General features: G+C 70.0%; 24 protein-coding genes. 6 read left to right on the top strand and 18 right to left on the bottom strand.

Annotated features, from left to right (window positions below):
* Window positions 1-1,116, bottom strand: a complete 1,116-nt coding sequence (locus tag ASG51_RS01515) for an ATP-binding protein (RefSeq protein WP_056211472.1) — start codon at window positions 1,114-1,116, stop codon at window positions 1-3.
* Window positions 1,117-1,151: 35 nt separating this feature from the next.
* Window positions 1,152-2,204, bottom strand: coding sequence for a tRNA dihydrouridine synthase DusB (dusB, locus tag ASG51_RS01510; protein WP_056378593.1), 1,053 nt, complete (start codon window positions 2,202-2,204; stop codon window positions 1,152-1,154).
* Window positions 2,205-2,386: 182 nt separating this feature from the next.
* Between dusB and ASG51_RS01505 the strand changes: the two genes are divergently transcribed.
* From ASG51_RS01505 to ASG51_RS01495, 3 genes are all read left to right on the top strand, one after another.
* Window positions 2,387-3,682: a bifunctional 2-C-methyl-D-erythritol 4-phosphate cytidylyltransferase/2-C-methyl-D-erythritol 2,4-cyclodiphosphate synthase gene (locus ASG51_RS01505; protein WP_056378591.1), complete on the top strand. Its 1,296-nt coding sequence runs from the start codon at window positions 2,387-2,389 to the stop codon at window positions 3,680-3,682.
* Window positions 3,679-4,182, top strand: coding sequence for a CinA family protein (locus ASG51_RS01500; protein ID WP_056378589.1), 504 nt, complete (start codon window positions 3,679-3,681; stop codon window positions 4,180-4,182). Before ASG51_RS01505 ends, ASG51_RS01500 begins: the two co-directional genes overlap by 4 nt.
* A 259-nt stretch (window positions 4,183-4,441) precedes the next feature.
* On the top strand, window positions 4,442-6,232 hold the full coding sequence (locus ASG51_RS01495) for an ABC transporter ATP-binding protein (RefSeq protein WP_056378587.1): 1,791 nt from the start codon (window positions 4,442-4,444) through the stop codon (window positions 6,230-6,232).
* 13 nt (window positions 6,233-6,245) lie between these two features.
* Here ASG51_RS01495 and ASG51_RS01490 read toward each other — a convergent pair whose 3' ends face one another.
* The 9 genes from ASG51_RS01490 to ASG51_RS01450 form a co-directional block, all read right to left on the bottom strand.
* A complete protein-coding gene (locus ASG51_RS01490; protein WP_056378585.1) occupies window positions 6,246-6,701 on the bottom strand; it encodes a type II toxin-antitoxin system RatA family toxin in 456 nt (151 codons plus the stop codon).
* Between the two features lie 7 nt (window positions 6,702-6,708).
* Window positions 6,709-7,671, bottom strand: coding sequence for a lipoyl synthase (gene lipA / locus ASG51_RS01485; protein ID WP_056378583.1), 963 nt, complete (start codon window positions 7,669-7,671; stop codon window positions 6,709-6,711).
* A gap of 130 nt (window positions 7,672-7,801) precedes the next feature.
* Window positions 7,802-8,035, bottom strand: coding sequence for a GlsB/YeaQ/YmgE family stress response membrane protein (locus tag ASG51_RS01480; protein WP_244480036.1), 234 nt, complete (start codon window positions 8,033-8,035; stop codon window positions 7,802-7,804).
* A 188-nt stretch (window positions 8,036-8,223) separates the two neighbouring features.
* Window positions 8,224-9,663: a dihydrolipoyl dehydrogenase gene (gene lpdA, locus ASG51_RS01475; protein ID WP_056378581.1), complete on the bottom strand. Its 1,440-nt coding sequence runs from the start codon at window positions 9,661-9,663 to the stop codon at window positions 8,224-8,226.
* 86 nt (window positions 9,664-9,749) lie between these two features.
* Window positions 9,750-11,180, bottom strand: coding sequence for a pyruvate dehydrogenase complex dihydrolipoamide acetyltransferase (locus tag ASG51_RS01470; RefSeq protein ID WP_056378579.1), 1,431 nt, complete (start codon window positions 11,178-11,180; stop codon window positions 9,750-9,752).
* Window positions 11,181-11,226: 46 nt separating this feature from the next.
* Window positions 11,227-11,508, bottom strand: a complete 282-nt coding sequence (locus ASG51_RS01465; RefSeq protein WP_056211469.1) for a DUF5076 domain-containing protein — start codon at window positions 11,506-11,508, stop codon at window positions 11,227-11,229.
* A gap of 58 nt (window positions 11,509-11,566) precedes the next feature.
* On the bottom strand, window positions 11,567-13,009 hold the full coding sequence (locus ASG51_RS01460) for a pyruvate dehydrogenase complex E1 component subunit beta (RefSeq protein ID WP_056211467.1): 1,443 nt from the start codon (window positions 13,007-13,009) through the stop codon (window positions 11,567-11,569).
* Between the two features lie 100 nt (window positions 13,010-13,109).
* Entirely contained in the window at window positions 13,110-14,204 is a 1,095-nt protein-coding gene (gene pdhA / locus ASG51_RS01455) for a pyruvate dehydrogenase (acetyl-transferring) E1 component subunit alpha (protein WP_056211273.1), read from the bottom strand.
* A 142-nt stretch (window positions 14,205-14,346) separates the two neighbouring features.
* Complete coding sequence (locus ASG51_RS01450; RefSeq protein WP_055953008.1) at window positions 14,347-14,658, bottom strand: septum formation initiator family protein; 312 nt, start codon at window positions 14,656-14,658, stop codon at window positions 14,347-14,349.
* A gap of 81 nt (window positions 14,659-14,739) precedes the next feature.
* On the opposite strand from ASG51_RS01450, the gene ASG51_RS01445 reads away from it, so the two are divergent.
* Window positions 14,740-15,627: a LysR substrate-binding domain-containing protein gene (locus tag ASG51_RS01445; protein ID WP_200941312.1), complete on the top strand. Its 888-nt coding sequence runs from the start codon at window positions 14,740-14,742 to the stop codon at window positions 15,625-15,627.
* 106 nt (window positions 15,628-15,733) lie between these two features.
* Complete coding sequence (gene mntR, locus ASG51_RS01440) at window positions 15,734-16,186, top strand: manganese-binding transcriptional regulator MntR (protein WP_055953004.1); 453 nt, start codon at window positions 15,734-15,736, stop codon at window positions 16,184-16,186.
* A 27-nt stretch (window positions 16,187-16,213) separates the two neighbouring features.
* Here the strand turns inward: mntR and ASG51_RS01435 are convergent, their stop codons facing one another.
* The 3 genes from ASG51_RS01435 to ASG51_RS01425 are packed head-to-tail and all read right to left on the bottom strand — an operon-like array spanning window position 16,214 to window position 22,928.
* Window positions 16,214-17,131: a transglutaminase family protein gene (locus ASG51_RS01435; protein ID WP_056378577.1), complete on the bottom strand. Its 918-nt coding sequence runs from the start codon at window positions 17,129-17,131 to the stop codon at window positions 16,214-16,216.
* Entirely contained in the window at window positions 17,128-19,647 is a 2,520-nt protein-coding gene (locus ASG51_RS01430; RefSeq protein WP_056378575.1) for a circularly permuted type 2 ATP-grasp protein, read from the bottom strand. Before ASG51_RS01430 ends, ASG51_RS01435 begins: the two co-directional genes overlap by 4 nt.
* Entirely contained in the window at window positions 19,644-22,928 is a 3,285-nt protein-coding gene (locus ASG51_RS01425) for a transglutaminase family protein (RefSeq protein WP_056378573.1), read from the bottom strand. Before ASG51_RS01425 ends, ASG51_RS01430 begins: the two co-directional genes overlap by 4 nt.
* 407 nt (window positions 22,929-23,335) lie before the next feature.
* Here ASG51_RS01425 and ASG51_RS01420 point away from each other — a divergent pair, with 407 nt between their 5' ends.
* Entirely contained in the window at window positions 23,336-24,484 is a 1,149-nt protein-coding gene (locus ASG51_RS01420) for a putative zinc-binding peptidase (protein ID WP_056272530.1), read from the top strand.
* Between the two features lie 31 nt (window positions 24,485-24,515).
* Here the strand turns inward: ASG51_RS01420 and ASG51_RS01415 are convergent, their stop codons facing one another.
* The 4 genes from ASG51_RS01415 to ASG51_RS01405 all read right to left on the bottom strand — a co-directional run bounded on the left by ASG51_RS01415 (window position 24,516) and on the right by ASG51_RS01405 (window position 25,941).
* Window positions 24,516-24,911, bottom strand: coding sequence for an acyl-CoA thioesterase (locus tag ASG51_RS01415; RefSeq protein ID WP_056211462.1), 396 nt, complete (start codon window positions 24,909-24,911; stop codon window positions 24,516-24,518).
* 79 nt (window positions 24,912-24,990) lie between these two features.
* Complete coding sequence (locus ASG51_RS25300; RefSeq protein WP_277996189.1) at window positions 24,991-25,119, bottom strand: hypothetical protein; 129 nt, start codon at window positions 25,117-25,119, stop codon at window positions 24,991-24,993.
* Between the two features lie 189 nt (window positions 25,120-25,308).
* Window positions 25,309-25,605: a hypothetical protein gene (locus tag ASG51_RS01410; RefSeq protein ID WP_056211258.1), complete on the bottom strand. Its 297-nt coding sequence runs from the start codon at window positions 25,603-25,605 to the stop codon at window positions 25,309-25,311.
* A gap of 150 nt (window positions 25,606-25,755) precedes the next feature.
* Window positions 25,756-25,941, bottom strand: coding sequence for a DUF1508 domain-containing protein (locus ASG51_RS01405; RefSeq protein ID WP_056211256.1), 186 nt, complete (start codon window positions 25,939-25,941; stop codon window positions 25,756-25,758).
* Window positions 25,942-25,980: the final 39 nt, after the last annotated feature.

The following is a 25,980-nucleotide window of genomic DNA, read 5'->3' as shown; positions in this document are numbered from 1 at the left end:
CTACAGCTCCGCGGACGATTCGCGCCCGTCGCGGGCGCTCGACATGGGGAGAAGAAGGCGGAACGTGGTTCGGCGGGGGACCGGATCGCACTCGACGATCCCGCCATGGTCGCCGATGATCTTGGCGACTAATGCAAGTCCGAGGCCGGAGCCTTGCGCCTTCGTCGTGACGAAGGGATCGAACAGGTCGGGCAGCAGGTCCGCCGAGACGCCGGGACCGTTGTCCCGCACAGCGACCTCGATCGGCAGGCTGACGCGCTCGCGCGACCCCGGCACCTGCAGGCGCAGGCCGGTGCGGAAGGCCGTCGACAGGGTGATCTCGCCGTCGACCGCGTCGGCGCCGATGGCCTCGGCGGCGTTCTTCACGAGGTTCAGGATCACCTGCACGAGCTGGTCTCGGTTGCCCAGCACCGGCGGCAGGGAGGGATCGTAGGTTTCGACGAAGCGGATATGGCGGGCGAAGCCCGACTGTGCCGAGCGCTTCACCTGGTCGAGCACGCCGTGCACGTTGACCGAGCCGCGCTCCACCGGGCGCTCGTCCCCGAACAGCTCCATGCGCTCGACGATGCGTACGATCCGGTCGGATTCGTCGCAGATCAGGCGGGTCAGGAGACGATCGTCCTCGTTGCCCGACTGCTCGAGGAGCTGGGCCGCCCCGCGGATGCCCGCGAGCGGGTTCTTGATCTCGTGGGCCAGCATGGCGCCGAGCGCCACCATGGAACGTGCCGCGCCCCGATGGGTGAGCTGGCGGTTCATCTTGTCGGCGATGGTGCGTTCCTGGAGCATGAGGACCACGGCTTCTTCGTCGTCGCCCAGGGGCGTCGCGAAGACGTCGACGCTGCGCTCGAGGCCCGAGCGCGGCTGCACCAACTCCACCCCGTACTCGCTGACGCTGGCCCGGCGCCGCCGCACCTCCGCCACCAGGGCGATGATCGGCGAGGCGAAGGGGATGATGTCCGAGAGGCGCCGCCGCTGCATCAGCCGGGCGGAATGATCGAAGAAGGTCTCGCCGGCATGATTGACGTGGAGGATGTGGTCGTCCGCCCCGACCGTCAGGACCGGCAGCGGCAGGGCGTTGATCACCGCCTCGTTGGTGGGGATGGCGTCGGGTCGCATGGCACCGCCGCGCCCCGAGATCGGCTTGTCCGAGCTCATGCGGCCTCCCCGATAGCGTGCGGCAGTATCCCGCCGCAATCCGCGCCGAAGGCCCGGCCCAGGAGGGTGGTGGCGACCGCCGGGTCCGTGGTGGTGAGAAGGCGCATCCGGTCCTCGGCCGAGAGGCCGCCGCCGGCCTCCGCATAGGCTGCCAGGTGCTTGCGGGCGTGGCGCACGCCCATGCGCAGGCCGTAGAGGGCGAGGAGGCCTTGATAATGCTCCACCGCCAGGGCGGCCTTCTCGGCTCCCGAAAGGACGGGCGCGGGCCGGCCCGCGAGGCCGGCGGCGAGGGCGCCGACGAGCCAGGGCCGTCCCACCGCCGCCCGCCCGACCATCAGGCCGGCGGCGCCGGAGCGCGCGAGGCAGGTTCGCGCCTCGGCGAGGGTGGCGATGTCGCCGTTGGCAATGACCGGAATGGCCACCGCCTCGACCACGGCGCGGATCGCGACCCAATCGGCCTGGTCCTTGTAGAATTGCTGCCGCGTCCGGCCGTGCACCGTCACGGCGTTCAGCCCAAGCCTCTCGGCCCGGCGCGCGAGGTCGGGGGCATTGAGGTTGGCGTGGTCCCAGCCGAGCCGCATCTTCACCGTGACGGGGACCCGCACGGCCCCCCGCACGGCGGCGAGGATGCGGGTCGCCCCCTCGATGTCGCGCATCAGCGCCGAGCCCGAGGCGACGCCGGTCACCACCTTGGCGGGACAGCCCATGTTGATGTCGATCACGTCCGCCCCGTTGGCTTCTGCGATGCGCGCGGCCTCCGCCATCGGCTCCGGGGCGCAACCCGCGAGCTGCACGATGTGCGGATCGACGCCGCTGCCCTCTGCCCGCAGCCGAGCTTCCTGGTCGCCGCGGGCGAGTTCCGCGGCGGCCACCATCTCGGAGACGACCGCGCTCGCACCGAGGCGTCGCGCGATGCGTCGGACATGCAGGTCGGTGACACCGGACAGCGGCGCCAAGAGGACCGGAACGGGTCGCTCGCCGCCGGGGGGCGCGAGGCCACCCTCGGTCTCCGACCCGCGGAGAAAGCTCAAATAATCATCAGCGCACATTGTGCTCAACAAATAGACAAAACGGCAGGCCGCGCAAGCGATTCCCGGGATTTGATTTCAGCTTCTCCCGCGCTTAAACGACAGACCGCCCATCGGTGGGCCACCGAGCCATTCGCATCGCGCGCGCGTGGGGACTGGTCGGTGCGCGAATCTTCACACACCCGAAGCGCGGGAGCATACCCATGTCCGGTACCGCGTGGAATGCGGCAGCGGTGGTCGTCGCCGCCGGCCGCGGCATCCGCATCGGGGGCGACACCCCGAAACAGTACCGCCGCGTCGGCGGCCATGCGGTGCTGACCCGGACGCTGGCGGCCCTGGCGGCCCATCCGGGCATCGGCCGAATCCAGCCGGTGATCGCCCCGGACGCCGCGGACTTCTATCGCGCCTGCCTCGACGATCTCGACGCCGCCATCCGGGACAAGCTCGCCGATCCCGTGCCCGGCGGCGCCACCCGCCAGCAATCGGTCCGCGCCGGACTTGAGGCCCTGGACGGCGCCGGCGCACCGGATCTCGTCCTCGTTCACGACGCCGCGCGTCCGCACGTGGATGTGGCCCTGATCGAGCGCGCCCTCGTGGCCGGCCGCGACCATCGCGCCGCCGTGCCGGGCATCGCCGTCACCGACACGATCAAGGTGGTGGAGGACCTCGGCGACGGCACCGGCCGGGTCCGCGAGACGCCGCAGCGCGAGGGCCTGCGCGCGGTTCAGACGCCCCAGTCCTTCGCCTACGGCCCGCTGCGCGACGCCCATCGCCGCGCGGCCGAGGCCGACCTGCACGCCTTCACCGACGACGGGGCCCTCGCCGAATGGGCCGGCTTAGCCGTCGTCGTCTTCGAGGGCGACCCGCGCAACCGCAAGATCACCCAGCCGGCCGACCTGATCGAGGCCGATCGCGGCTTCTCCGGCCAACACCCCACCGCCCTGAGCGAGGCCCATCCCATGACCACCTACGTCACCCGCCTCGGTACCGGCTTCGATGTCCACGCCTTCACGGAGGGCGACCATGTCTGGCTCGGTGGCGTGAAGATCCCGGCGGACCGGGGCGTCCTCGCCCACTCGGACGGTGACGTCGCCCTCCACGCCCTCACCGATGCCCTGCTCGGTGCGATCGCGGACGGCGATATCGGCACCCATTTCCCGCCGAGCGACGAGCAGTGGCGCGGCGCCTCGTCCGACCGCTTCCTCGCCCATGCGGTGGACTTGGTGCGAGCGCGCGGCGGCAAGATCGACCACCTGGACATCACCGTCCTGGCCGAGGCCCCGCGCGTCGGCGCGCATCGCGAAGCCATCCGCGCCCGCATCGCCGAGATTGCCTGCGTGCCGCTGAGTTCCGTCTCGATCAAGGCGACCACCAGCGAGAAGCTCGGCTTCGTCGGCCGTGCCGAGGGCCTCGCCGCTCAGGCCGCCGCCACGGTGCGGCTGCCCGAGATGACGGCCGAGCTCAACGCCGCCGACGAGACGGCCGAGCGCCGCGCGTGATCGACGATCCCGCCCTGCTGGCCCGGGCGGAGGCGCTTGTCGCCGCCTACGCGGCGGCGGGCCTGACGGTCGCCACGGCCGAATCCTGCACCGGCGGCCTCGTCGCCGGGCTGCTCACTGCGATCCCGGGCTCCTCGGCGGTGGTGGAGCGTGGCTTCGTCACCTACTCGAACGCCGCGAAATCCGAGAGCATCGGCGTACCCGCCGACCTCATCGCCGCCCACGGCGCAGTGAGTGCGCCGGTGGCCCGCGCCATGGCCGATGGGACCCTGGCCCATGCCCGCTCCAGTGTCGCTGTCGCGATCACCGGTATCGCCGGGCCCGGCGGCGGCAGCGCCGACAAGCCGGTCGGCCTCGTGCATTTCGGTCTCGCCGCCAGGGGCAACACCGTGCGCCACCTGGAGCGTCGCTACGGCGACCTCGGCCGCACCGAAATCCGCCGGCAGGCGGTGGCCGATGCGCTCGGCCTCCTCGAATCGGTCCTCGCACCGACGTCTTGAAACCGACACGCCCGACTGCCAGGATGCCACTCACGGCGCACCCACGCCGTGTTCGTCCGCGAACCCATGGGGAGGCTGCATGACATCGATATCGTTCGCCGCCCCGGCCCGCCCGCGCCGCGTGCGCCTGCCGGTCTGACGTCGTCGCGCGCCTGAGCGCGCCAGCGCGTCGCCGTTCCGTCCCCCCTTCTTCGGCCACTCGCTGCGGCGCCCGGGCCGTCCACGGAGTCGGCGCGCGTTCCGCGCCGTGATCGCGTCCATGATTCTCGACCGCCTGAAAGGCGCGGAGGCCTATCGTGCCGTTCTCGCGTTCCTCGTCCGCCAGTGGCGCAGTCGGCTCCGCCTCCTCGGCGGCGTCGTCGCGGCGATCGTCGGATCGACCCTGGCCGACGTGTTCCTGCCCCTGTTCGCCGGTCGGCTGGTCGACGCGCTCTCGGCCGTCGACCGCGCGTCGGCCCGCTTGGATGCCCTCGTCGCCTTCGCCGCCATGGGCGGCCTCGGGCTCGTCACCCTGGGTCTACGTCACGTGGCTTGGTCTCTTGTGGTGCCGCTCACCCTCTCGACCATGCAGACGGTGGCGCAGGCAGGCTTCCACCGGGTTCAGCGCCTTTCCACCGAGTGGCACGCCAACAGCTTCTCGGGCTCCACCGTGCGCAAGGTCTCGCGCGGGATGTGGGCCCTCGAAGGCCTGAACGACACGCTGCTGCTGGAACTGCTGCCGGCCTTCGTGGTGCTCGTCGGCACCATGTTGCTCCTCGGCTTGCAATGGCCCGTGATGGGGCTGGTGATCGGCCTCGGCTCGCTGATCTATCTCGGCATCGTCGTGGCCCTCGCCACGCGGGTCATCGCACCGGCGGCCCAGCTCTCCAACGTCTGGGATTCCCGGCTCGGCGGAGCCCTGAGCGACGCAGTCGGGGCCAATGCGGTGGTCAAGGCCTTCGGCGCCGAGGCGCGCGAGGATGCGCGCCTCGCGCGGCTCCTCGGCAAGTGGAACCGGCGCACGCACCGCACCTGGATGCGGATCACCTGGAGCATCACGGCGCAGTTCGCGCTGCTCCTCCTGCTGCGCACGGCGATCGTCGGCACGGCCCTGTGGCTGTGGTGGACGGGGGCGGCGACTCCCGGCGACGTGGCGTACGTGCTCACCACCTACTTCGTAGTGCATGGCTACCTGCGGGACATCGGCAGTCAGATCAACCGGGTGCAGCGGGGGGTGAACGAGATGGAGGAACTCGTGGCCCTCGAGGCCGAGCCCTACGGCGTCGCGGATCGGCCGGGCGCCACGGCGCTCGTCGCAAAGGGCGGCGACCTCCGGTTCGACCGCGTCACCTTCCACTATGCGGGGCACGCGACGCCGCTCTATCGCGACCTCTCGGTGCACATCCCCGCCGGGCAGCGGGTCGGGCTCGTCGGCCGCTCGGGCTCCGGCAAGACGACCTTCGTCAAGCTGGTGCAGCGCCTCTACGACGTCACGGGCGGCCGCGTCTGCATCGAGGGGCGGGACGTCGCCGGCGTGACGCAGGCGTCCCTGCGCGCCCACATCGCCATCGTGCCGCAGGAGCCCGTCCTGTTCCACCGGTCGCTGGCCGAGAACATCGCCTATGCCCGCCCCGGGGCCTCGGCGGACGAGATCGCGCGCGCGGCCCGCCTCGCCAATGCACACGACTTCATCGCCCGCCTGCCTCAGGGCTACGCCACCTTGGTGGGCGAACGCGGCGTCAAGCTCTCGGGCGGCGAGCGCCAGCGGGTGGCGCTGGCCCGCGCCTTCCTGGCCGACGCGCCGATCCTCATTCTCGACGAGGCCACCTCGAGCCTCGACTCGGAATCGGAGGCGCTGATCCAGGAGGCGATGGAGCGGCTGATGCGCGGGCGCACGGCCATCGTGATTGCGCACCGGCTCTCCACCGTGCGCGCGCTCGACCGGATCCTCGTCTTCGACGGCGGCCGCATCGTCGAGGACGGGACCCACGACGACCTGCGGGTTCGGCCGGGGGGACGCTACCGCGCCCTGTTCGAGCGCCAGGCCAGCGGCGGCGTGGTGGCGGCGTGAAGGGCGGCGCGGCTCAGGCCGCGCCGTAGACCCGGTTCGCCCGCGCCTCGAAGGCGTCTGTGAACTTGCGGAAGGCGCGATCGAACATCGTGCCCATGAGCATCCCGAGCGTCCGGCTCTTGAACTCGTAGGTGATGAAGAAGTCGATCGTGCACGCCCCGTCCACGGCTTCCTTGAAGGCCCAGCGGTTCTCGAGGTGGCGGAACGGGCCGTCGATGTACTCGGCGACGATGCGCAGGTTCTGGGGGTCGAGGGTGACGCGCGTGGTGAAGCGCTCGCGAATCGCCTTGTAGCCGACGCCCATCTCGGCCACGAGCACCTCCGTGCCGTCCGCCCCCGGCTGGCGCCGGAGCACACGCAGGGATTCGCAGAGGGGCAGGAAGTCCGGGTAGCGCTCCACGTCGGCCACGAGGTCGTACATCTGGCGCGGCGAGTGGCGCACCGTGCGGTTGATCCGGAATGAGGGCATCGAGACTCTAGGCGTTGGCGATGCGGGCGAGACGGGCCGCCTTCAGCTTTGCGAAATCCTCTCCGGCGTGATGGGAGGAGCGGGTCAGGGGCGTCGCCGAGACGAGGAGGAAGCCCTTGGTGTAAGCGGTGGTTTCCAGGCCCCTGAACTCGTCCGGGGGCACGAAGCGCACCACCTCGTGGTGCTTCTTGGTCGGCTGGAGGTACTGGCCGATGGTGAGGAAGTCGACATCCGCCGAGCGCAGGTCGTCCATGAGCTGAACCACCTCGTTCCGTTCCTCGCCGAGGCCGACCATGATGCCGGACTTGGTGAAGATGGTCGGGTCGAGTTCCTTCACGCGCTGGAGCAGGCGCACCGAGTGGAAGTAGCGCGCGCCGGGGCGGACCGTGAGGTAGTTACCCGGCACGGTCTCCATATTGTGGTTGAACACGTCGGGCCGGGCCGCGACCACGATCTCAAGGGCGCCGGCTTTGCGCAGGAAATCCGGGGTGAGCACCTCGATGGTTGTGGCGGGGCTGCGCGCGCGGATCGCCCGGATGGTGCGGGCGAAGTGCTCGGCGCCGCCATCGGCGAGATCGTCGCGATCCACCGAGGTGATCACCACGTGGTGCAGGCCGAGCTTGGCAACGGAATCCGCGACCTTGTCGGGTTCCCCCAAATCAAGGCCCTCCGGCAGGCCGGTGCGCACGTTGCAGAAGGCGCAGGCCCGCGTACAGGTGTCGCCCATGATCATGAAGGTGGCGTGCTTCTTCTCCCAGCACTCGCCGATGTTGGGGCAGCCGGCCTCCTCGCAGACCGTGACGAGGCCGTGCTCGTGGACGATCCTGCGCGTGTCCTCCCAGCCCTTGGAGCCGGGGGCCTTCACGCGAATCCAGTCGGGCTTGCGCTGGATCGGCTTATCGGGCCGGTGCGCCTTCTCGGGGTGGCGCGGACGCTGGTCGTTACGAAGGAGGTCGAGGACGACGGCCATGACAATCCGCGGGATTCGCCTGCGAGACGCCGGCGCGTGCCCAGGACTTAAGGCGTGACGCCCCCGACCGCAAACCCGTTGCGACGGGATGGCGCGACAGGGGGCGTCGTTCGTCAGCTCCGCCGCCGGCTCAACACCGGCGTCCGGCCACCGCCTGGTCGATCGTGGCCATGAGGATCGCGCCGACCGTCGCCGAGATCGGGTTGCGTGAAAATCCGAAGATCGGGATGGGCCGCTTGTGGGCGAGGCCGTTGCCGAGCCGGCCGCAGAGGATCCCCGTCACGATATTGACAAGGCGACCCATGTTCGCCGCGCTCAACCGCTCGGCGAGCCATGCCGCCAGCGCCCCGACGACGATCGCCATGAGCAAGGCGACGCCGGGCTGACCCAGGGCGCCGTAGACGTGTCCATCCAGCGCGGGCTCTCCTGTGCGCGGCACGCGATCGTTCCGGTCGGCGGGCGCTCGGGTGTCGCCTTGGCCGGCGGCTTGCGAGGCGGGCGTTCGGCGCGGCCTCGGAGGGGCGGCTGTGCCGCTTGGGTCGTAGCGCGGGATCAGGTGTGGATCACCTTCCCGTACGCATCCAGCACGCTCTCGTGCATCATCTCGCTGAGCGTCGGGTGCGGGAAGACCGTATGCATCAGGTCTTCCTCGGTGGTCTCCAGGTTCATGGCGACGACGTAGCCCTGGATCAGCTCGGTGACTTCGGCGCCGACCATGTGGGCGCCCAGCAACTGGCCGGTCTTGGCGTCGAAGATCGTCTTCACCAGGCCGTCCGGCTCGCCCAGCGCGATGGCCTTGCCGTTGCCCGCGAAAGGAAACCGGCCGACCTTCACGGCGAAGCCCTGCTCCTTGGCCTTGGCCTCGGTGAGGCCCACCGAGGCGATCTGCGGCTGGCAGTAGGTGCAGCCGGGGATCTTGGCCTTGTCCATGGCGTGGGTGTGCAGGCCCTTGATCGTCTCGACGCAGAGGACGCCCTCGTGCTCGGCCTTGTGGGCGAGCATCGGCGGCCCCGCGACGTCGCCGATGGCGTAGACGCCGGGCACATTGGTGCGCCCGAGGCCGTCGGTGACCACGATCCCGCGCTCGATGGTAACGCCGAGAGTCTCGAGGCCGATGCCCTCGATGTTGCCGACGACGCCCACCGCCGAGATCAGCTTCTCCGCCGTCAGGTGCTGGGACTTGCCGTCCCCCGTCTCGATCGTCGCCGTGACGGCGTCGGCGGATTTCTCCACCTTCGTCACCTTGGCGCCGGTGAGGATCTTGATGCCCTGCTTCTCGAAGCGCTTACGGGCGAGGCCCGCGATCTCGGCGTCCTCCACCGGCAGGATCTGCGGCAGCAGCTCGATCACCGTCACCTCGGCGCCCATGGTGCGGTAGAACGAGGCGAACTCGATGCCGATGGCGCCGGAGCCCATGACCAGCAGGCTCTTCGGCATCGTCTCTGGCACCATGGCCTCGTAGTAGGTCCAGATCTGCTTCTTGTCCGGCTCGATGCCCGGTATGGCGCGGGGCCGCGCTCCGGTGGCGACGATGATGTGCTTGGCCGAATAGGCGCCCGCCGCCAGAGCGCCCTTGGGGGCCGGGGCGCGGGTGGTCTCCTTGACGGTGACTTGGCCCGGCTGATTACCCTTGGCGGCCGCCGTGATGGTGGCCTCGCCCCAAATCACGTCAACCTTGTTCTTCTTCAGCAGCATGCCGACGCCGCCGTTCAGTCGGGTCGAGACCCCGCGCGAGCGCTTGACGATTGCCGCGGTGTCGAATCCGACCTTCTCGGCCGACAGGCCGTAATCGGAGGCGTGCTGCATGTAGTGGTAGATCTCGGCCGTGCGCAGCAGCGCCTTGGTGGGGATGCAGCCCCAGTTCAGGCAGATGCCGCCGAGATGCTCGCGGTCCACCACCGCCGTCTTGAACCCGAGCTGCGCCGCCCGAATCGCCGCCACGTAGCCGCCGGGGCCGGCGCCGATGATGAGGATGTCATAGGTGTCGGCCATTGGGCGCTCCTACGTCCTCCACGCACTGGGAGGGACCGGGGTGGGGGTGGTTCAGCCGTATTCGCCAGGCGGACGCTCCGTCCCGCCTAAACCAGCATCCCCATGGGGTTCTCGATCAGCGCCTTGAACGCCGAGATCAGTTCGGCGCCCAACGCTCCGTCGAGGACGCGGTGGTCGCAGGACAGGGTGGTGGTCATCACCTGGGCCACGGCCGGGGCGCCGTCGCGGACCACGATGCGCTTCTCGCCCGCACCCACCGCCAGGATCGAAGATTGCGGCGGGTTGATCACCGCCGTGAAGTGCTTGATGCCGAACATGCCGAGGTTGGACACGGACGTGACGCCACCCTGGTATTCCTCAGGCTTCAGCTTCTTGGCCCGCGCCCGGGCGGCGAAGTCCTTCATCTCGTTGGAGATGGTGGAGAGCGTTTTCTGGTCGGCCCGGCGGATTACCGGCGTGTACAGGCCGCCGTCGATGGCGACAGCCACGCCGACCTCGGCATTGTCGAAGCGCAGGATCCGGTCCTCGGCCCAGACGGCGTTGGCCGCCGGCACCCGCATCAGGGCGAGGCCCATCGCCTTGATGACGAAGTCGTTGACCGAGAGTTTGAACAGAGGCTTGCCGTCCTTGGTCTTGCCGGCGCTCGTGTTGAGCTGTTCGCGCAGGGCCATCAACGCATCGAGCTCGCAATCCACCGTCAGGTAGAAGTGAGGCGCCAACTGCATCGCCTCGGTGAGGCGTTTGGCGATGGTCTTGCGCATGCCGTCGAGGGGGACTTCCTCGTAAGTGCCCTTCGCGTAGAAGCCGCGTACCTGGTCCGCGGAGAGGCCGGCGGGGGGCGCCGCCTTGGCGGGGGGCGGTGCGGCCTGTGCGGACGCTGCCTGCGGGGTCTCGACGGGCTTCGGCGCGGCGGCGGGGGCCGCCTTGCCGGTTCCGGCCGCGAGCGCCGCGCGGACGTCGCGCTCGATCACCCGCCCGCGCGGGCCGGAGCCCGTCACCGCACCGAGATCGACCCCTTCCTGCTTGGCGATGCGGCGGGCCAGCGGCGATGCGAAGACGCGTCCGACCTCGTTCGACGGCGCGGCGCCGGGGCTCGCGCCCTCGCTCTTGCCACCCGTGGGCTTCGCGCCGTCCGGGGCCTCGTTCACCCGGGCGTAGGACATCGTTCCGCCGCCGGGCGTGGCGTTCTCGGCGGTCGCCTCCGCCTTGGAGGATTCGGCCTTCGGGGCTTCGGCGGCCCCGCCGCCGGGGGCCTGCACACTGGCCGGGTCCTCGCCGTCCGCCGCGATGATGGCGATCAGGTCGTTCACCGGCACGTCGGCCGTGCCCTCGGCCACCAGGATCTTGGCAAGCACGCCCTCGTCGATGGCCTCCACCTCCATGGTCGCCTTGTCGGTCTCGATCTCGGCGAGCACGTCGCCGGACTTCACCGCGTCCCCCTCCTTCTTCAGCCACTTGGCGAGGTTGCCCTTCTCCATCGTGGGCGACAGGGCGGGCATCAGGACGTTGATCGGCATGGGGGGAAATCCTGATCGTCAGCGGGCGATATCGGGGGAGCGGCGGTCAGTTCAGTATCGGCGCGTCGGGGTCGAGGCTCTCGGCTTCGAAGCCGGCGCGGATGCGCGCGAAGGCGTCATCCTCCGACATCTCGGTCTCCAGCGCGTAGACCCGCGCCGCCTGACGGGCGAGATCGGCGAGGAGGCGCCCCCAGGTGGCTGCGTCGTCAAAGGAGCGCCGCAGGGCGATGCTCACGGCCCCGTCGACGACGCTGGCGCGAAGGACCTCGACGCCACCGTTCTCGAGGGCATCCGGCGGGGCGGACAGTTCTTCGAATTTGTCGGTCATCATCTCGTCTCCGGTCTCTCCCCGGACGGGGAGAGTGGGAGGGGAACGCGCGCGGCCCTCAGCGGTAGCAGACCGCCTTTGCCGCCTCGATCACCTCGGCGACGTTGGGGAGCGCCAGCTTCTCGAGGTTGGCGGCGTAGGGCATCGGCACGTCCTTGCCGGTGACGCGCAGGACCGGGGCGTCGAGGTAGTCGAAGGCATCGACCATCAGGCGGGCCGAGATCTCGGCGCCGATGCCCGATTGCGGGAAGCCCTCCTCCACAGTGACGCAGCGGCCGGTCTTCTTCACCGATTCCACCACCGTGTCGGTGTCCATCGGGCGCAGGGTCCGCAGATCGATCACCTCCGCCTCGATACCCTCCTCGGCGAGGGCCTGCGCCGCCTTGAGGGCATAGGTCATGCCGATGGAGAACGACACGATGGTCACGTCGGTGCCGGGACGGTGAATCCGCGCCTTGCCGATCGGCAGCACGAAGTCGTCGAGCTTCGGCACCGGGAAGCTCTGGCCGTAGAGAATCTCGTTCTCGAGGAAGATGATCGGGTTGGGATCGCGGATGGCCGCCTTGAGCAGGCCCTTGGCGTCCGACGCGGTGTAGGGCGCAATGACCTTCAGGCCGGGCACGTTGGAGTACCAGGCCGAGTAGTCGTGGCTGTGCTGTGCGCCGACGCGGGCGGCCGCACCGTTGGGGCCGCGGAACACGATGGGACAGCCGAGCTGGCCGCCGGACATGTAGAGGGTCTTGGCCGCCGAGTTGATGATGTGGTCGATCGCCTGCATGGCGAAGTTGAAGGTCATGAACTCCACGATGGGACGCAGGCCCGTGAAGGCCGCGCCGACGCCGATGCCGGCGAAGCCGTGCTCGGTGATCGGGGTGTCGACGACGCGGCGGGCGCCGAACTCCTGCAGCAGCCCCTGCGTGATCTTGTAGGCACCCTGGTACTCGGCGACCTCCTCGCCCATCACGAAGACGGCGTCGTCCTTGCGCATCTCCTCGGCCATGGCGTCGCGCAGGGCCTCGCGGACGGTCGTCGAGACCATCTCGGTGCCCTCCGGAAACTCCTCCATGACCGGCGCCGGCGCCTTGTTGGTGATGGTGGCGGGGGCCGCCGGGGCCCTGGGCGCGTCGTCGCCGGTCTTGGCGCTCGGGGCCGGCTTCTCGGCTTGGCCCTCGGCCTGCATGTCGGGCGCCGGAGCGGGCTGCGCGGACGTCTCGGGTTTCGGGACACCGCCGCCAGCGGACGCTGCCGAAACGTCCTCGCCCTCGGCGGCGATGATCGCGATCGGCGTGTTGACCTTCACGCCCTCGGTGCCCTCCTCGACGAGGATCTTGGCGAGCACGCCCTCGTCGATGGCCTCGACCTCCATGGTCGCCTTGTCGGTCTCGATCTCGGCCAGCACGTCGCCGGATTTGACCGGGTCACCCGCCTTCTTCAGCCACTTCGAGAGCTTGCCCTCCTCCATGGTCGGGGAGAGGGCGGGCATCAGGATGTCGGTCGCCATGAAATACTCGTCGATCGAGGATGAGGCGGTCAGCCCTTCGGAGACGAGGGGTGCGGCCGCATGCGCGGGATGCCGCCCCGTCTCCGACACATGATGGGTCTCAGGCGCGGGCTTCCAGCAGGATGTCGGTCCACAGCTCGGACGGATCCGGCTCGGGATCGTGCGTGGCGAACTCGGCGGATTCGTTCACGGTCTCGCGCACCTTGGCGTCGGTGGCCTTCAGCTCGGCCTCGGGCACCCCGTGCATCTCGATCAGGCGCTTGCGCACCATTTCGATCGGGTCGTGCTCCTCGCGCATCTTCGAGACCTCGTCCTTGGTCCGGTACTTGGCCGGGTCGGACATCGAGTGGCCGCGATAGCGGTAGGTCTGCATCTCGAGGATGTAGGGACCCTCGCCCGAGCGGGCGTGCTGGATCGCCCGGGTCGCGGCCTCCCGCACGGTGCGCACGTCCATGCCGTCCACCTGCTCGCCGGGGATGCCGAAGGAAATGCCGCGCCGGGAGAAGTCGGTCTGGGCCGAGGCGCGGGCCACCGAAGTGCCCATGGCGTAGCGGTTGTTCTCGATCACGTAGACCACCGGCAGCTTCCAGAGCTGCGCCATGTTGAAGCTCTCGTAGACCTGGCCCTGGTTGGCCGCACCGTCACCCATGTAGGTCAGGCTGACGTTGCCGTTCTTCTTGTAGGCGTCGGCAAAGGCCAGCCCCGTCCCGAGCGAAACCTGGGCGCCGACGATGCCGTGGCCGCCGAAAAACTGCTTTTCGCGGGAGAACATGTGCATCGAGCCGCCCTTGCCGCGGCTGTAGCCGCCGCGCCGGCCGGTCAGCTCGGCCATGACGCCCTTCGGATCCATGCCGCAGGCGAGCATGTGGCCGTGGTCGCGGTACCCGGTGATGACCTGGTCGCCGTCGACCGAGGCCATCTGCATGCCGATGACCACCGCTTCCTGGCCGATGTAGAGGTGGCAGAAGCCGCCGATCAGGCCCATGCCGTAGAGCTGTCCGGCCTTCTCCTCGAAGCGCCGGATCAGCAGCATCTCGTGATAGGCGTGGAGATCTTCCTCGCGGGTGAACTGCGGCGCGTTCGGGGCCGGCGCGTGGGTTTCGGCCGCGCCCGTGGGCTTCGCCCCCCCGGATCGCTCAGCCCCCGCCCGGCTTGTGTCGGAGGCGGCTTGGCCTGCATCCTTCGCGGCATCCATCGGCAACTCCCCGGGACCATCTGTTCACCGGGGGTTCTAGGGCACGCCCGAAGTGAAAGCGAGGCCGCCCACCCGACAGAACGGGGAAGTTGTCAGTTGCGAAGCGCCTGCGCGGGCGACGGGTTTCGCCGTCCGGGGCCGATCAGGGATCGATGATGACCACGTCGTTGGCATGGACACGGCCGAGCATGACGCGGGCGCGCTCCTCCAAGAGGTCGCGATCGATCTGATCGCTGCGCAGCAGGGCCACCCGGTGCTCCCAGATCGCCCGGTCCGCCTTGGCGGCGTTGAGCTCTTGGTTCAGGGCGCGGGCCTGGACCTTGAGGGCGCGCTTGGCCTCGAGGCCGCGGTTGCCGCTTTCGGCCTGATGCACGAAGAAGCCCACGACGAGGCCCGACACGGCGTAGAGGCCGAGGGGCATCAGAACAGCACGGACGCGACGACGGACCACCATGCCGGCACGATGCACCCACAGGGTTAAGGAAGTGCTGACGGAACCGCGAAGGGTCGCCCTGCGCAGGGGGGCCCCGAGCCGATGATGCGCTTCGATCTGGTCGATCTCTCGCTGTTCCGGCACGTGGTGGAGGCGGGCTCGATCACCCACGGCGCGGCCCGGGCGAATCTCGCCCTCGCCGCCGCCTCGGTGCGCATCCGCGCCATGGAGGAGACCCTCGGGGCCGCGCTGCTGACGCGGGGGCGCCAGGGGGTGGTGCCGACGCCGGCGGGGCGGTCGCTCCTCGCCCATGCGCGCGGGCTCCTCGACGGGATCGACCGGATGCAGGAGGACCTGGCCGCCTTCTCGGGCGGCACGGTGGGGCAGATCCGCCTCGTCTCGAACACCAACGCCCTCACGGAATTCCTGCCCGAGGTCCTGAGCGCCTTCCTGGCCCGTCAGGCCGGTGTCAGCGTGGACATCGAGGAGCGGACCTCGGACGAGATCGTCGGGCTGGTGGCCGAGGGCTCGGCCGATCTCGGTATCGTCGCCGGCACCGTCGATACCGGCGCCCTGGAGACCTATCCGTTCCGACAGGACCGCTTCGTCATGGTGGCGGCCACCGGGCACCCCCTGGCGGCGCGCGCCTCGGTCGCCTTCGCGGAGGTGATTGAGCATCCCCTGGTCGGCCTCGACCGGACCAGCGCCCTCACCCGCTTCCTGGCCGACAAGGCCACGCGCACGGGCCGGCCTCCGATGCGCCTCCGGGTGCAGCTGCGCAGTTTCGACGCGATCTGCCGGCTCGTGGCCTGCGACGTCGGCCTCGGCATCGTCCCCGAAACCACTGCGGCCCGGGCCGCGCGCACCATGGCCCTCGCCATCGTGCCCCTGGAGGATGCCTGGGCCCTGCGCGATCTCACGATCTGCCTGCGCTCGCTGGACGATCTGCCCCGGTTCACGCGGGATTTTGTGGCTCACCTGCGCGGTTGAGGCGGCTTTCCGACCCCGGGGGCTCCCATCCGGGGCGCGGCTTCGGTACAAACCGGCTCGGGCTCCCGTTCGAGGGCGCCATTGTTCGGGGGAGTTCGCCGGCCACATGCAGGATTCGACGTCCTCCGCGCCCGACACCTCCCTGGTCGATCCCGACGTCCACGTGGAGAGCTTCCGGCAAGCCCGCGAGGCGCGCCGGCTGGAACTCGTCGAGGATTACGTCGAGCTCATCGCCGACCTGATCGGTGATGGCGGCGAGGCGCGGCAGGTGGATATCGCCGCGCGCCTCGGCGTGGCCCAGCCGACCGTCGCCAAGATGCTGAAGCGCCTCGCCGAGGACGGCCTCGTGCAGCAGCGCCCCTATCGGGGCGTCTTCCTCACGGAGGCCGGGCAGGCCCTGGCCGTGCAGAGCCGCGAGCGCCACCGCATCGTCGAGCAGTTCCTCTGCGCGCTCGGGGTCAGCCCCGAGATCGCCCGCCGCGACGCCGAGGGCATCGAGCATCACGTCAGCGCCGAGACCCTGGAAGCCTTCCGTCTGTTCACGGCCAGATCCGCCTAGGGTCCGTTCGGATCCCGGCGGGGCCGGTCAGGCCGGGGTGGCCTGGAGCGGAGCCGCATGCTCGGGCATCGGCTCACCGTCCGGTACCACGTCCACCTCGACCTTGAGCTTCTGCGGGCCCGAGGCGGAAACGATGCCGTCGATGGGGGACACGTCGGTGTAGTCGCGTCCACGGGCCACGACGATGTGATCGTCGCACATGCCGATGCCGTTGGTGGGGTCGAGGCCGATCCAGCCGTCCCCGCACCAGACCGAGACCCAGGCATGGCTCGCATCGGCGCCGCGCAGGCGCGGACGACCGGCGGGCGGGATCGTCCGGAGGTAGCCGCTGACATAGGCGGCCGGCAGGCCTAGGCCGCGCAGGGCCGCGATCATGATGTGGGTGAAGTCCTGGCAGACGCCGGCCCGGAGGGCGAAGGCCTCGGCGAGGGGCGTGTGCACGGTGGTGGCCTTCGCGTCGAAGGTGAAGTCCGCCCGAATCCGCTGCATCAGGTCGAAGGCGCCGCCATAGGCGCTCCGGCCCGGGGGAAAGCTCGCCCGGGCATAATCCGTCACCTCCGGCACCAGCGGCACGCGCAGGCTCGGGAATTGGAAGTGCACCGGCCGTTCCGGACCGAGGCCGCGCCCATTCACCGCCTCGTCGCGCACCTGCTCCCAAGAGCGGCCGGACTCCGCCGGCGGCGGCGGATCGCGCTCGACCCGAACCCGCGACAGGGCCTCCACCCGCAGTTCGGTGTGGGGCGTGTCGATCGTAACCGCGGTGGCATCGAGACCGAAATAGTCGCGCCGGACGATGCGGGTCCGCGGATCGGGCGTGATCGTGAGGCCGCTCTCCAGCACGCTTTGCCCTTCTCCGTCGCGCGGGCGCAGGCGCAGGGTGCAGCGGGCGAAGCGCACGGGGCGGGCGTACCGGTAGGTTGTGAGGTGGCGCAGCGTATAGATCACGCGAGCCCCACGAGCTTTTCCGGGCGCAGGGCATGCGGCCCGTTGGGGAAGTAGCGGGTGGCCACGGCGTCGGCGAGGCCCTCGACCTCGTTCTCCAGGCGCATCAGGGCGGCGCCGTCGAACTCCGCCGCCTCGCCGGTGGCGAACTCGGCCGAGAGCTTGGCGGCGATGCGCTGGTGCGGCTCGGGCAACCCGTCGGCCCGCAGAACCGGAAGCTGGCCGAGATGCCGGGTGATCGCCTCGAGCTGGAAGGCGACCGAGCGCGGATTGAACGGATCGAGGAGCACCATGTCGCGCACCGGATCGAGGGCTACCCCCTGCAGGTAGCGGGCACCGAACGAGACGTGCGAATCGCACAGGGACAGCATCACGCCGAGGTCCTCGGCGCTGGCGCCGTCGCCGGCGAAGCGGGTGGCGAAGCTCAGGGTGTTGATGGCGCGCTCGATCCGGCGGCCGAGATCGACGAAGTGCCAACCGGTGGTGCGGTTCATGTTCTCCTGGGCGAGACCCGACAGGGCCGCGATGTGGCTGAGGGCGCGTTCGGCGAGGCCCAGGAGCTGCGCTTCCGGCAACGCCTGCCCGGCCTCGATCTCCAGGACCTCCTTCAGGTCCGCCAGCGCCCGCCAGGCTTCGCCGGAGAGACGCTCGCGCAGGGTCGCGGCGTTGATCCGCGCGGACAGGCTGTGGCGCAGGGCGGAGCCGTGGGCGTCGTGGCCGCCGAGGGCCTGCTGGGCCAGGGCCGCGGTGGGCAGGTCGGGGGCCTCGATGGCCCCCCACTCGTCGAGGAGTGCACGAATGCGCAGCGCGGTGGGCGCCTTCGCGTCGCCCGCCATGTCGGCGATCACGGCGGAACCGACGCTGCCGAGATGCGCGAGGACGAGGCGGATCACCGCCTCGGCCCGCTCGACGTAGCGCCCGAACCAGAACAGGTTGTCGGCCGCCCGCGACGGCAGGTGCCCGGCGATCCGGCGCACCCGCGCCGGCCCGGTCTGAATCAGGGTGACCGGCTCCACGGGATCGCGCGACAGGATCCAGACATCGGCCGACTTGATGCCGGCGCGCATCTCAAGAGGCTCGACATCGGGCCGCTCCGAGATGCGGCAGAAGCCGCCCGGCATCACGCGCCAGCCCTCGGGCGTCGCCGCCGCGAAGACCCGCAGCACGAAGGGCCGCGGCACTAGGCGCGGGGAGCCGCCGCTCGGATCCCAGGCCGGCATGGTGGCGAGCGGCATCGTCTCCTGGGCGACGTAGTCGAAAGGCCGGTCGCGCAGGGCCGCGCGCAGGCGGTCGCGCTCGGCATCGAGGGCGTGCGGGGCCAGGATCGCGTCGCGGACGGCTCCCTTCGGAGGCGTCGCCACCGGACGCAGGCTCAAGCTGTCGAGCCGGTCGCGGATCTCGGCCAGCGCCCGCGGATCGCCGCACCACCAGGTCTTCGGCCCGGCGAGTGTCAGGTCCCGCCCGAGGAGATGCCGTGCGATGCCGGGCAGGTAGGCGGCGAGCGCACCGGATTCGAGGATGCCCGAACCCGGCATGTTGCCGACGACGAGGTTGCCGTTGCGCAGGGCTTCCACGATGCCCGGGACGCCGAGGCGCGAGGCCGGGTTGAGCTCCAGGGGGTCGAGGTAGTCGGAGTCGATGCGCCGCCAGAGCACGTCCGCCCGCTTCAGGCCGGAGACGGTGCGGATGTGCAGGGCTCCGTCCTGCATCACGAGGTCGTCGCCCTCCACCAGGAGCAGGCCGAGATAGCGGGCGAGCGCGGCCTGCTCGACATAGGTCGAGCTGAAAACCCCTGAGGTCAGGAGGCAGATGCGCGGGTCGCTGCGCTGCGCACCCACCGCGAGGCCATCGCGAAAGGCCTGGAAGAAGGCGGCCAGGCGCTCGACCTGCAGGTCGGCATGGAGGTCCGGGAAGGCGCGGGTGAGGACGAGCCGGTTCTCCAGGGCGTAGCCGGGCCCGGAGGGCGATTGCGTCCGGTCGGCGAGCACCCGCCAGCGCCCGTCGGGCCCGCGCGTCACGTCGGCGGCGTAGAGCTTGAGGAAGCGGCCGCCCGGCGGCGTGACGCCGACCAGGGGGCGCATGAATTCCGGGCTGCCCGCCACCACTGCGGCTGGCAGCAGGCCCTCGGCCACAAGGCGCTCCGGGCCGTAGAGGTCGGCGAGGATCGTCTCCATCAGCGCGGCGCGCTCGACGATGCTGGCGCTCAGCGTCTCCCAGTCCGCCTGTTCGAGGACGAGCGGCAGCGAGCCCAGCGGCCAGGCATGCTCGCGCTTGTCGCCGTAGATCCGATAGGAGATCCCGGTGTCGCGGATGCGCCGGACCGCCGAGATGAAGCGGGCGCCGATCTCGACCTCGTCCATGCCGCCGAGCTGGTCTAGGAATCTCGGCCAGGCCCCCTTGGGACGGCCCTCGTGATCCATCAGCTCGTCGGGGACGTCCCGATGCGGCCGGTATGCGGAGGTCCAGCGCGCGAGGCGCTCGGCCCGTCCCTGTATCTCCGCCGCGGCCGCTGCGCTCATGGGAGGGCGAAGCCCGGGGGTGCGGGGGTGCGCAGGTCGAGCGTCATCGGAAACTCGCGATTGGTCTCTTCGGGCGGCATCGCGATCTTGCCGGGGGTGTGGCCGTGGGCCTGGAAGCGCGCGAGGCGACGCCCCTCCGCCTCGTAGGTGTTCACCGGGAAGGTCTCGTAGTTGCGTCCGCCCGGATGGCTGACATGGTACCGGCAGCCGCCCAGCGACCGGCCGCTCCAGGCGTCGAGGATGTCGAGGGTGAGCGGCGAGTGCGCGGGAATCGTGGGGTGCATCGAGGAGGCGGGCTGCCACGCCTTGAAGCGCAGTCCGGCCACCGCCTCGCCGGCGGTCCCGGTGCCGGTCATCGGCAGGCGCCGGCCATTGCAGGCGATGACGTGCCGGCCGGGCACGTAGCCCTCGACCTTCACCTGCAGACGCTCCACCGACGAGTCCACGTAGCGCACGGTTCCCCCGATCGCGCCCTCCTCGCCCAGCACGTGCCAGGGTTCGAGGGCCTGGCGGAGCTCCAGCTTCACGCCGCCCTGCTCCACCGTTCCGAAGACCGGGAAGCGGAACTCGCGCTGCGCCACGAAGGCCGCCGGGTCGAAGTCGTAGCCGGCCGCCCGGAGGTCTTCCAGCACGCCGAGGAAATCGGCCCACAGGAAGTGGGGCAGCATGAAGCGATCGTGCAGGCCCGTGCCCCAGCGGACACAGCCGCCTTCCTGCGGCTCGCGCCAGAGCCAGGCGACGATCGCCCGCAGCAGGAGCTGCTGCGCCAGGCTCATGCGCGGGTCCGGCGGCATCTCGAACGAGCGGAATTCGAGGAGCCCGAGGCGCCCCGTGGGGCCGTCCGGCGAGTAGAGCTTGTCGATGCAGATCTCGGACCGGTGGGTGTTGCCGGTCACGTCCACGAGGATGTTGCGGAAGATGCGATCCACGAGCCAGCGCGGGATGTTGGGCTCGTCGGGCTTCGGCACCTGCGCCATGGCGATCTCGAGCTCGTAGAGCCCATCGTGGCGCGCCTCGTCCATGCGCGGCGCCTGGCTCGTCGGACCGATGTAGAGGCCCGAGAACAGGTAGGACATCGCCGGGTGGCGCTGCCAGTACAGCACCAGGCTCTTCAGGAGGTCGGGCCGGCGCAGGAACGGCGAGTCGTCCGGTGTCGCGCCGCCGAGCACCACGTGGTTTCCGCCGCCGGTGCCGGTGTGTCGGCCGTCGGTCATGAACTTCTGCGCGCCGAGGCGGATCTGCCGGGCATCCTCGTAGAGGTCGGTGGTGATCCGCACGGCGTCGCGCCAGGCCGCGGCGGGATGCACGTTGACCTCGATCACGCCGGGATCGGGCGTGACTTTGATGACGTTGAGGCGCGGGTCGAAGGGGGGCTCGTAGCCTTCGATGTGGAGCGGCTGCTTCAGCGCGGCGGCCGTCGCCTCAAGATGGCCCAGGAGCTCCAGGTACTCGTCGACCCGCTGCAGGGGCGGCATGAAGACGTGCAGGATGCCGTCGCGCGGCTCCACCGCGAAGGCGGTGCGGACCGCGACGCCGGTGACGCCGGAGCCGTTGACGGTCTCGGGGCCGGGATGGCCCTCGGGGAGCGGGGCGCGGGCTTCGAGCGTGTCCTGCGGCTGGTAATAGGGATAGTGCTCGGGCGGCACGAAGGGCAGCGAGGACAGGGGCAGGCGGTAGCCCACCGGCGAGTCGCCCGGCGTCAGGAAGGCGTGGCCCCGGCGAAAGTCCCACGGCTCCGAGATCCAGAGCCGGTCGGAATCGCTCGCCTTGCCGGTGGGCAGGCTCGCCAGCGGGAGGGCATAGCCCGCGGCCTCGCCGAGACCGCGCGCGAAGACCCGCGCCATGCGGGCATTGGTCTCCGGGTTCGGGTAGTGCGGCTCCGCCGTCGTGACGTTGGGGGGCAACTCGTCGCGCTTGTCGGACCAGTAGACCGGATCCTCGAAGGCCGGGAACACGTAGGCCCCGAGGCCGAGGCGCTTGGCGACTCCGTCGATCAGGGCCTTGGCCTTGTGGATGTCGGCGTCGCGGGGGCCGTCCTCGGGGGCGATCAGGCCGGCATCCTTCCAGACCGGCACACCGTCCCGGCGCCAGTACAGGGCGAAGGCCCAGCGCGGCAGGCTCTCGCCCGGATACCACTTGCCCTGGCCGTAATGCAGCATGCCGCCGGGGGCGAATCGATCGCGCAGGCGACGGATCAGCTTGTCAGCGAGGCCGCGCTTGGTCGGACCGACGGCGGCGGCGTTCCACTCGGGCGACTCGAAGTCGTCGATGGAGACGAAGGTCGGCTCCCCGCCCATGGTCAGGCGGACGTCCTGCTCGGCGAGGTCGGCGTCGATGCGGTCGCCGAGGGCGTCCATCGCGGCCCAGACCTCCTCGGAGAACGGCTTGGTGATGCGCGGCGCCTCGGCCACGCGGGTCACCGTCATCTCGAAGCCGAACTCGACGCCCGCCGGCTCGGCGAGGCCGGAGATCGGCGCCGCGGAGGCGTGGTGCGGGGTCGCCGCCAGCGGGATGTGGCCCTCGCCGCAGAGGAGGCCGGAGGTGGCGTCGAGCCCGATCCAGCCGGCGCCCGGCAGGTAGACCTCGGCCCAGGCGTGCAGATCGGTGAAGTCGGTGGTGGTGCCGGCCGGCCCGTCGACGGCGGTGGTGTCGGGGATGAGCTGGATCAGGTAGCCCGACACAAAGCGGGCCGCCATGCCGAGGCGGCGCAGGATCTGCACCATCAGCCAGGCCGAGTCGCGGCAGGAGCCGCTCTTCAGCGTCAGGGTCTCGGCGGCGGTCTGGACGCCGGGCTCCATGCGGACGCCATAGGTGATCTCCTGCGCCACCTGCGCGTTCAGGGCCACGAGGAACAGGACCGTGTTCTGCTCGGCCGGGAGGCGCTCCAGGAAGGCATCCACCTCCGGCGCCATGGCGTCGTCGAGGACGAGGTAGGGCTTCAGCTCGGCCGTGAGGTCGTCCGCGTAGGTGAAGCCGCAGGTCTGGGCATAGTCTTCTACGAAGAAGTCGAATGGGTTGATCACCGACATGTCGGCGGTGAGGTCGACCTCGATCTTCAGCTCGGTGGTCTTCTCCGGAAAGACCAGCCGGGCGAGCCAGTTGCCGTTCGGGTCCTGCTGCCAGTTGATGAAGTGGTTCTCCGGCAGAACCTTGAGCGAGTAGGCCGGAACGGCGGTCCGCGTATGCGGCGCCGGGCGCAGGCGGATCACCTGGGGGCCCAGCGTGATCGGCCGATCGTAGGTGTAGTGGGTGACGTGGTGCAGGGCGGCTTTGATCGACACGGGGGCTCCCGCTGTGACTGGACAGGGCGCCGGGCGGGCGGATCGGCACGCGCCGGCGGCGGAGGGACGGGGCACCACCCTGCGGTGCTCCGAAGAAAGCTTCACCAGAGACATACGCCAACGGAGACCCGCAAGCGATGCCCTTGCGCGCGGGGACCCGGAAGGCCGCCCGCACGACGACCGCCCCATCCTCGCGCCGGGGGATGGCCAGGACGGGTACGGCCCGTGACGGCCTGCAAGTTTCGTGCTCCCGGGGTTCGGCCATGCCGGCCGAGCCCCAGGGCCGGAACTTCGGTCCCCTCCCATGCTTTGCCACCGTATCGCGTGCGGATAGGCTAAGAGGGTTCCCTCGCGGGCGGCATGCGACGCTCCGCGGACAGACAGGAAAGGCGTCCCCCGACGGCTCCATGAAGATCTTCCAGTGCCAGGCTTGCCACCAGCCGATCAGCTTCGAGAGCACCCATTGCGAGAGCTGCGAGCGTCGGCTGGGCTATGTCTGCGACGTCCACGAGATGTCGGCGGTGGAGCCGGTGAACGGCCTCTGGCACGCCTACGCGAATCCGGGCCGCAAGTACCGGTTCTGCGCCAACGCGGATCACGACGCCTGCAACTGGCTGGTCCCGGACGATTCCCCCAACCGCTACTGCGTCACCTGCCGCCACAACCACGTGGTGCCCGATCTCTCCATCGCCTGGAACCTGACCCGCTGGCGCCAGATCGAGGCGGCCAAGCATCGGCTGTTCTATTCGCTGCTGCGCCTCGACCTGCCGCTGATGACCCGTGACGAGAACCCCGCCACGGGTCTCGCCTTCGATTTCCTGGTCGATCCGTCGGAAAGCTATCAGATCGGGCCACCCGTCCTCACCGGGCATCGCAGCGGTCTCATCACCCTCAACATCGCCGAGGCCGACGACGTCGAGCGCGAGCGGCGGCGGATGCTGTTCGGCGAGTATTACCGCACGCTGCTCGGGCATTTCCGCCACGAGATCGGACATTACTTCTGGAACGTGCTGGTGCGCTTCGACCAGAGCCTGTGGACCTTCCGGTCCCTGTTCGGGGACGAGCGGCTGAACTATTCCGGCGCCCTGCAGCGCCACTACGCCCACGGAGCACCGCCGGACTGGGAGGAGAGCTACGTCAGCGCTTACGCCACGGCGCATCCGTGGGAGGACTTTGCCGAGACCTGGGCTCAATACCTCCACATCGTCGACACGCTGGAGACCGCCAGCACCTTCGAGATGCATGTGCGTCCGCGCCTGCGCCACGGCTCGTCCGAGCCGGTGGTGATCGACTTCGACCCCTACCGGATGACGGATTTCAGCCGGATCGTGGAGGCGTGGCTGCCCCTCACCTACGCGGTGAATTCGCTCAGCCGCAGCATGGGCCAGCCGGCCCTGTTCCCGTTCAAGCTGACCCCGGCGGTGATCGCCAAGCTGTCCTTCGTGCACGAACGGATCGAATCGGTCCGCTGCATGGGCAGCTCCGATGCCGACGCGGATGTCCTCAAGGCGGTCATCACGGGCCTGCGCCAGAAGGTGGCGGCCCCCAACGCCTGAGTGCCCGGCCCCGATCGGACCCCCCGGGCGGTCAGGTCGGTTCGATGGCGCGCGGCCGGCCCTCGTCGTCGATGGCCACGAAGGTAAAGGTCGCCTCGGTGACCTGCTCCCGAAACTGGGTGCGGAAGCGCCGCGCCCAGGCCTCGACCTCGATCTTCATGGAACTGCGCCCCACCCGATCGATCCGGGTGTAGACGCAGAGGACGTCACCGACCCGCACGGGCCGGATGAACGTCATCGCATTCACCGCGACCGTGACCGCCCGTCCCTGCGAGCGCTCCACGGCGGCGATCCCGCCGGCCTGGTCCATCTGCGACATGACCCAGCCGCCGAAGATGTCGCCGTTGGCGTTCGTGTCGGCCGGCATCGCGATGGTGCGCACCGTCAGGTCCCCGCTGGGGCGCCGCGCCTCGTCCGTCTCCGTCATGATCCCGCTCACGTCTCACCCTCGACCGCCAGCAATGTAGGCCGATGCCGGGCCCTTTGCCGAGGCATCGCGACCGCCTTCAGGGCATCACGTCGGCATATTTCAGGGCACCCGCCAGGATGATCGCGAAGGCGGAGAGAACGAGTTCGAGAGGAACCGATTCCCAGAGTGCGCGCGCCTCGGCGCGGCGGGCCGCAAGGACGTTCATGGCGTAACCTCCGAAGCGAGCCGTTTCGATGACGGCCGTCTTCCAAGGCGGCAACTTATCGCATCCCGCCGGTGGGTCACAGCCATCGGCCTGAAGTTTACTGCTGAAAACGAGGACGGCCCGGCCCTCGTCGTAACGAAGGCCGGGCCGTCGAAGGCTTTGCGTCCGTGTCGGGACGCAGCCGGTTCCTTAGTAGTAGAAGCGGCGCGGGCCGTAGAAGCGACGCGGACCATAGAAACGACGCGGGCCGTAGAAGCGGCGCGGGCCGTAGTAGCGACGGCCGTAGAAGGGGCGCGGGCCGTAGAAGCGACGCGGGCCATAGAAGCGGCGGCGATAGCCGTAATACTGAACCGTCTGCACAGCGGCCGGCGCAGCCTCGCTCTGGAGGGCGAGGGCAGGACCGACGGGGGCGGCCGAAGCGCCCTGTGGCGCGGTGGCGGCGAAGCCTAGGGCCAGCAGCGCGGCCAGCACGAGTTTCCTCAGCACGTTCTCAACTCCCTGAATTCTGTCGAGTCTCGACACACCGGCATCCCTCGTCGCGAGGCCCGGATGCAGCAAACGCACGAGGTGCGAAAGCGTTTCCCACGGCTCGGCAAGCGTTGCCGTGATGGTCAACGAAGCCCTGCGTGCGGTTCGTCACGCGATCTTCAGGGTCATGTCCACCGTCGGCGCATCGGCACTGCCCTTCACGAGGCCGATACCGTGCTCGCAATCCTCACGACGCAGATAGGCCTCCGCCGAATCTGCGACGACGTTTCCGTTCTGCGACCGCAGGCGCCAGCGCCATCCGCCGGCGGAATCCCGGTAGAGTTCAAACCGCATCGCTCATGCCTCCGAAGACGCCGGGCTCGGTACCCGGCC

This window comes from Methylobacterium sp. Leaf465 (genome assembly GCF_001424705.1).
GTDB lineage: Bacteria > Pseudomonadota > Alphaproteobacteria > Rhizobiales > Beijerinckiaceae > Methylobacterium.
Note: the sequence above shows the minus strand (reverse complement) of the source record. Positions and strands in the feature narration are given on the sequence as shown.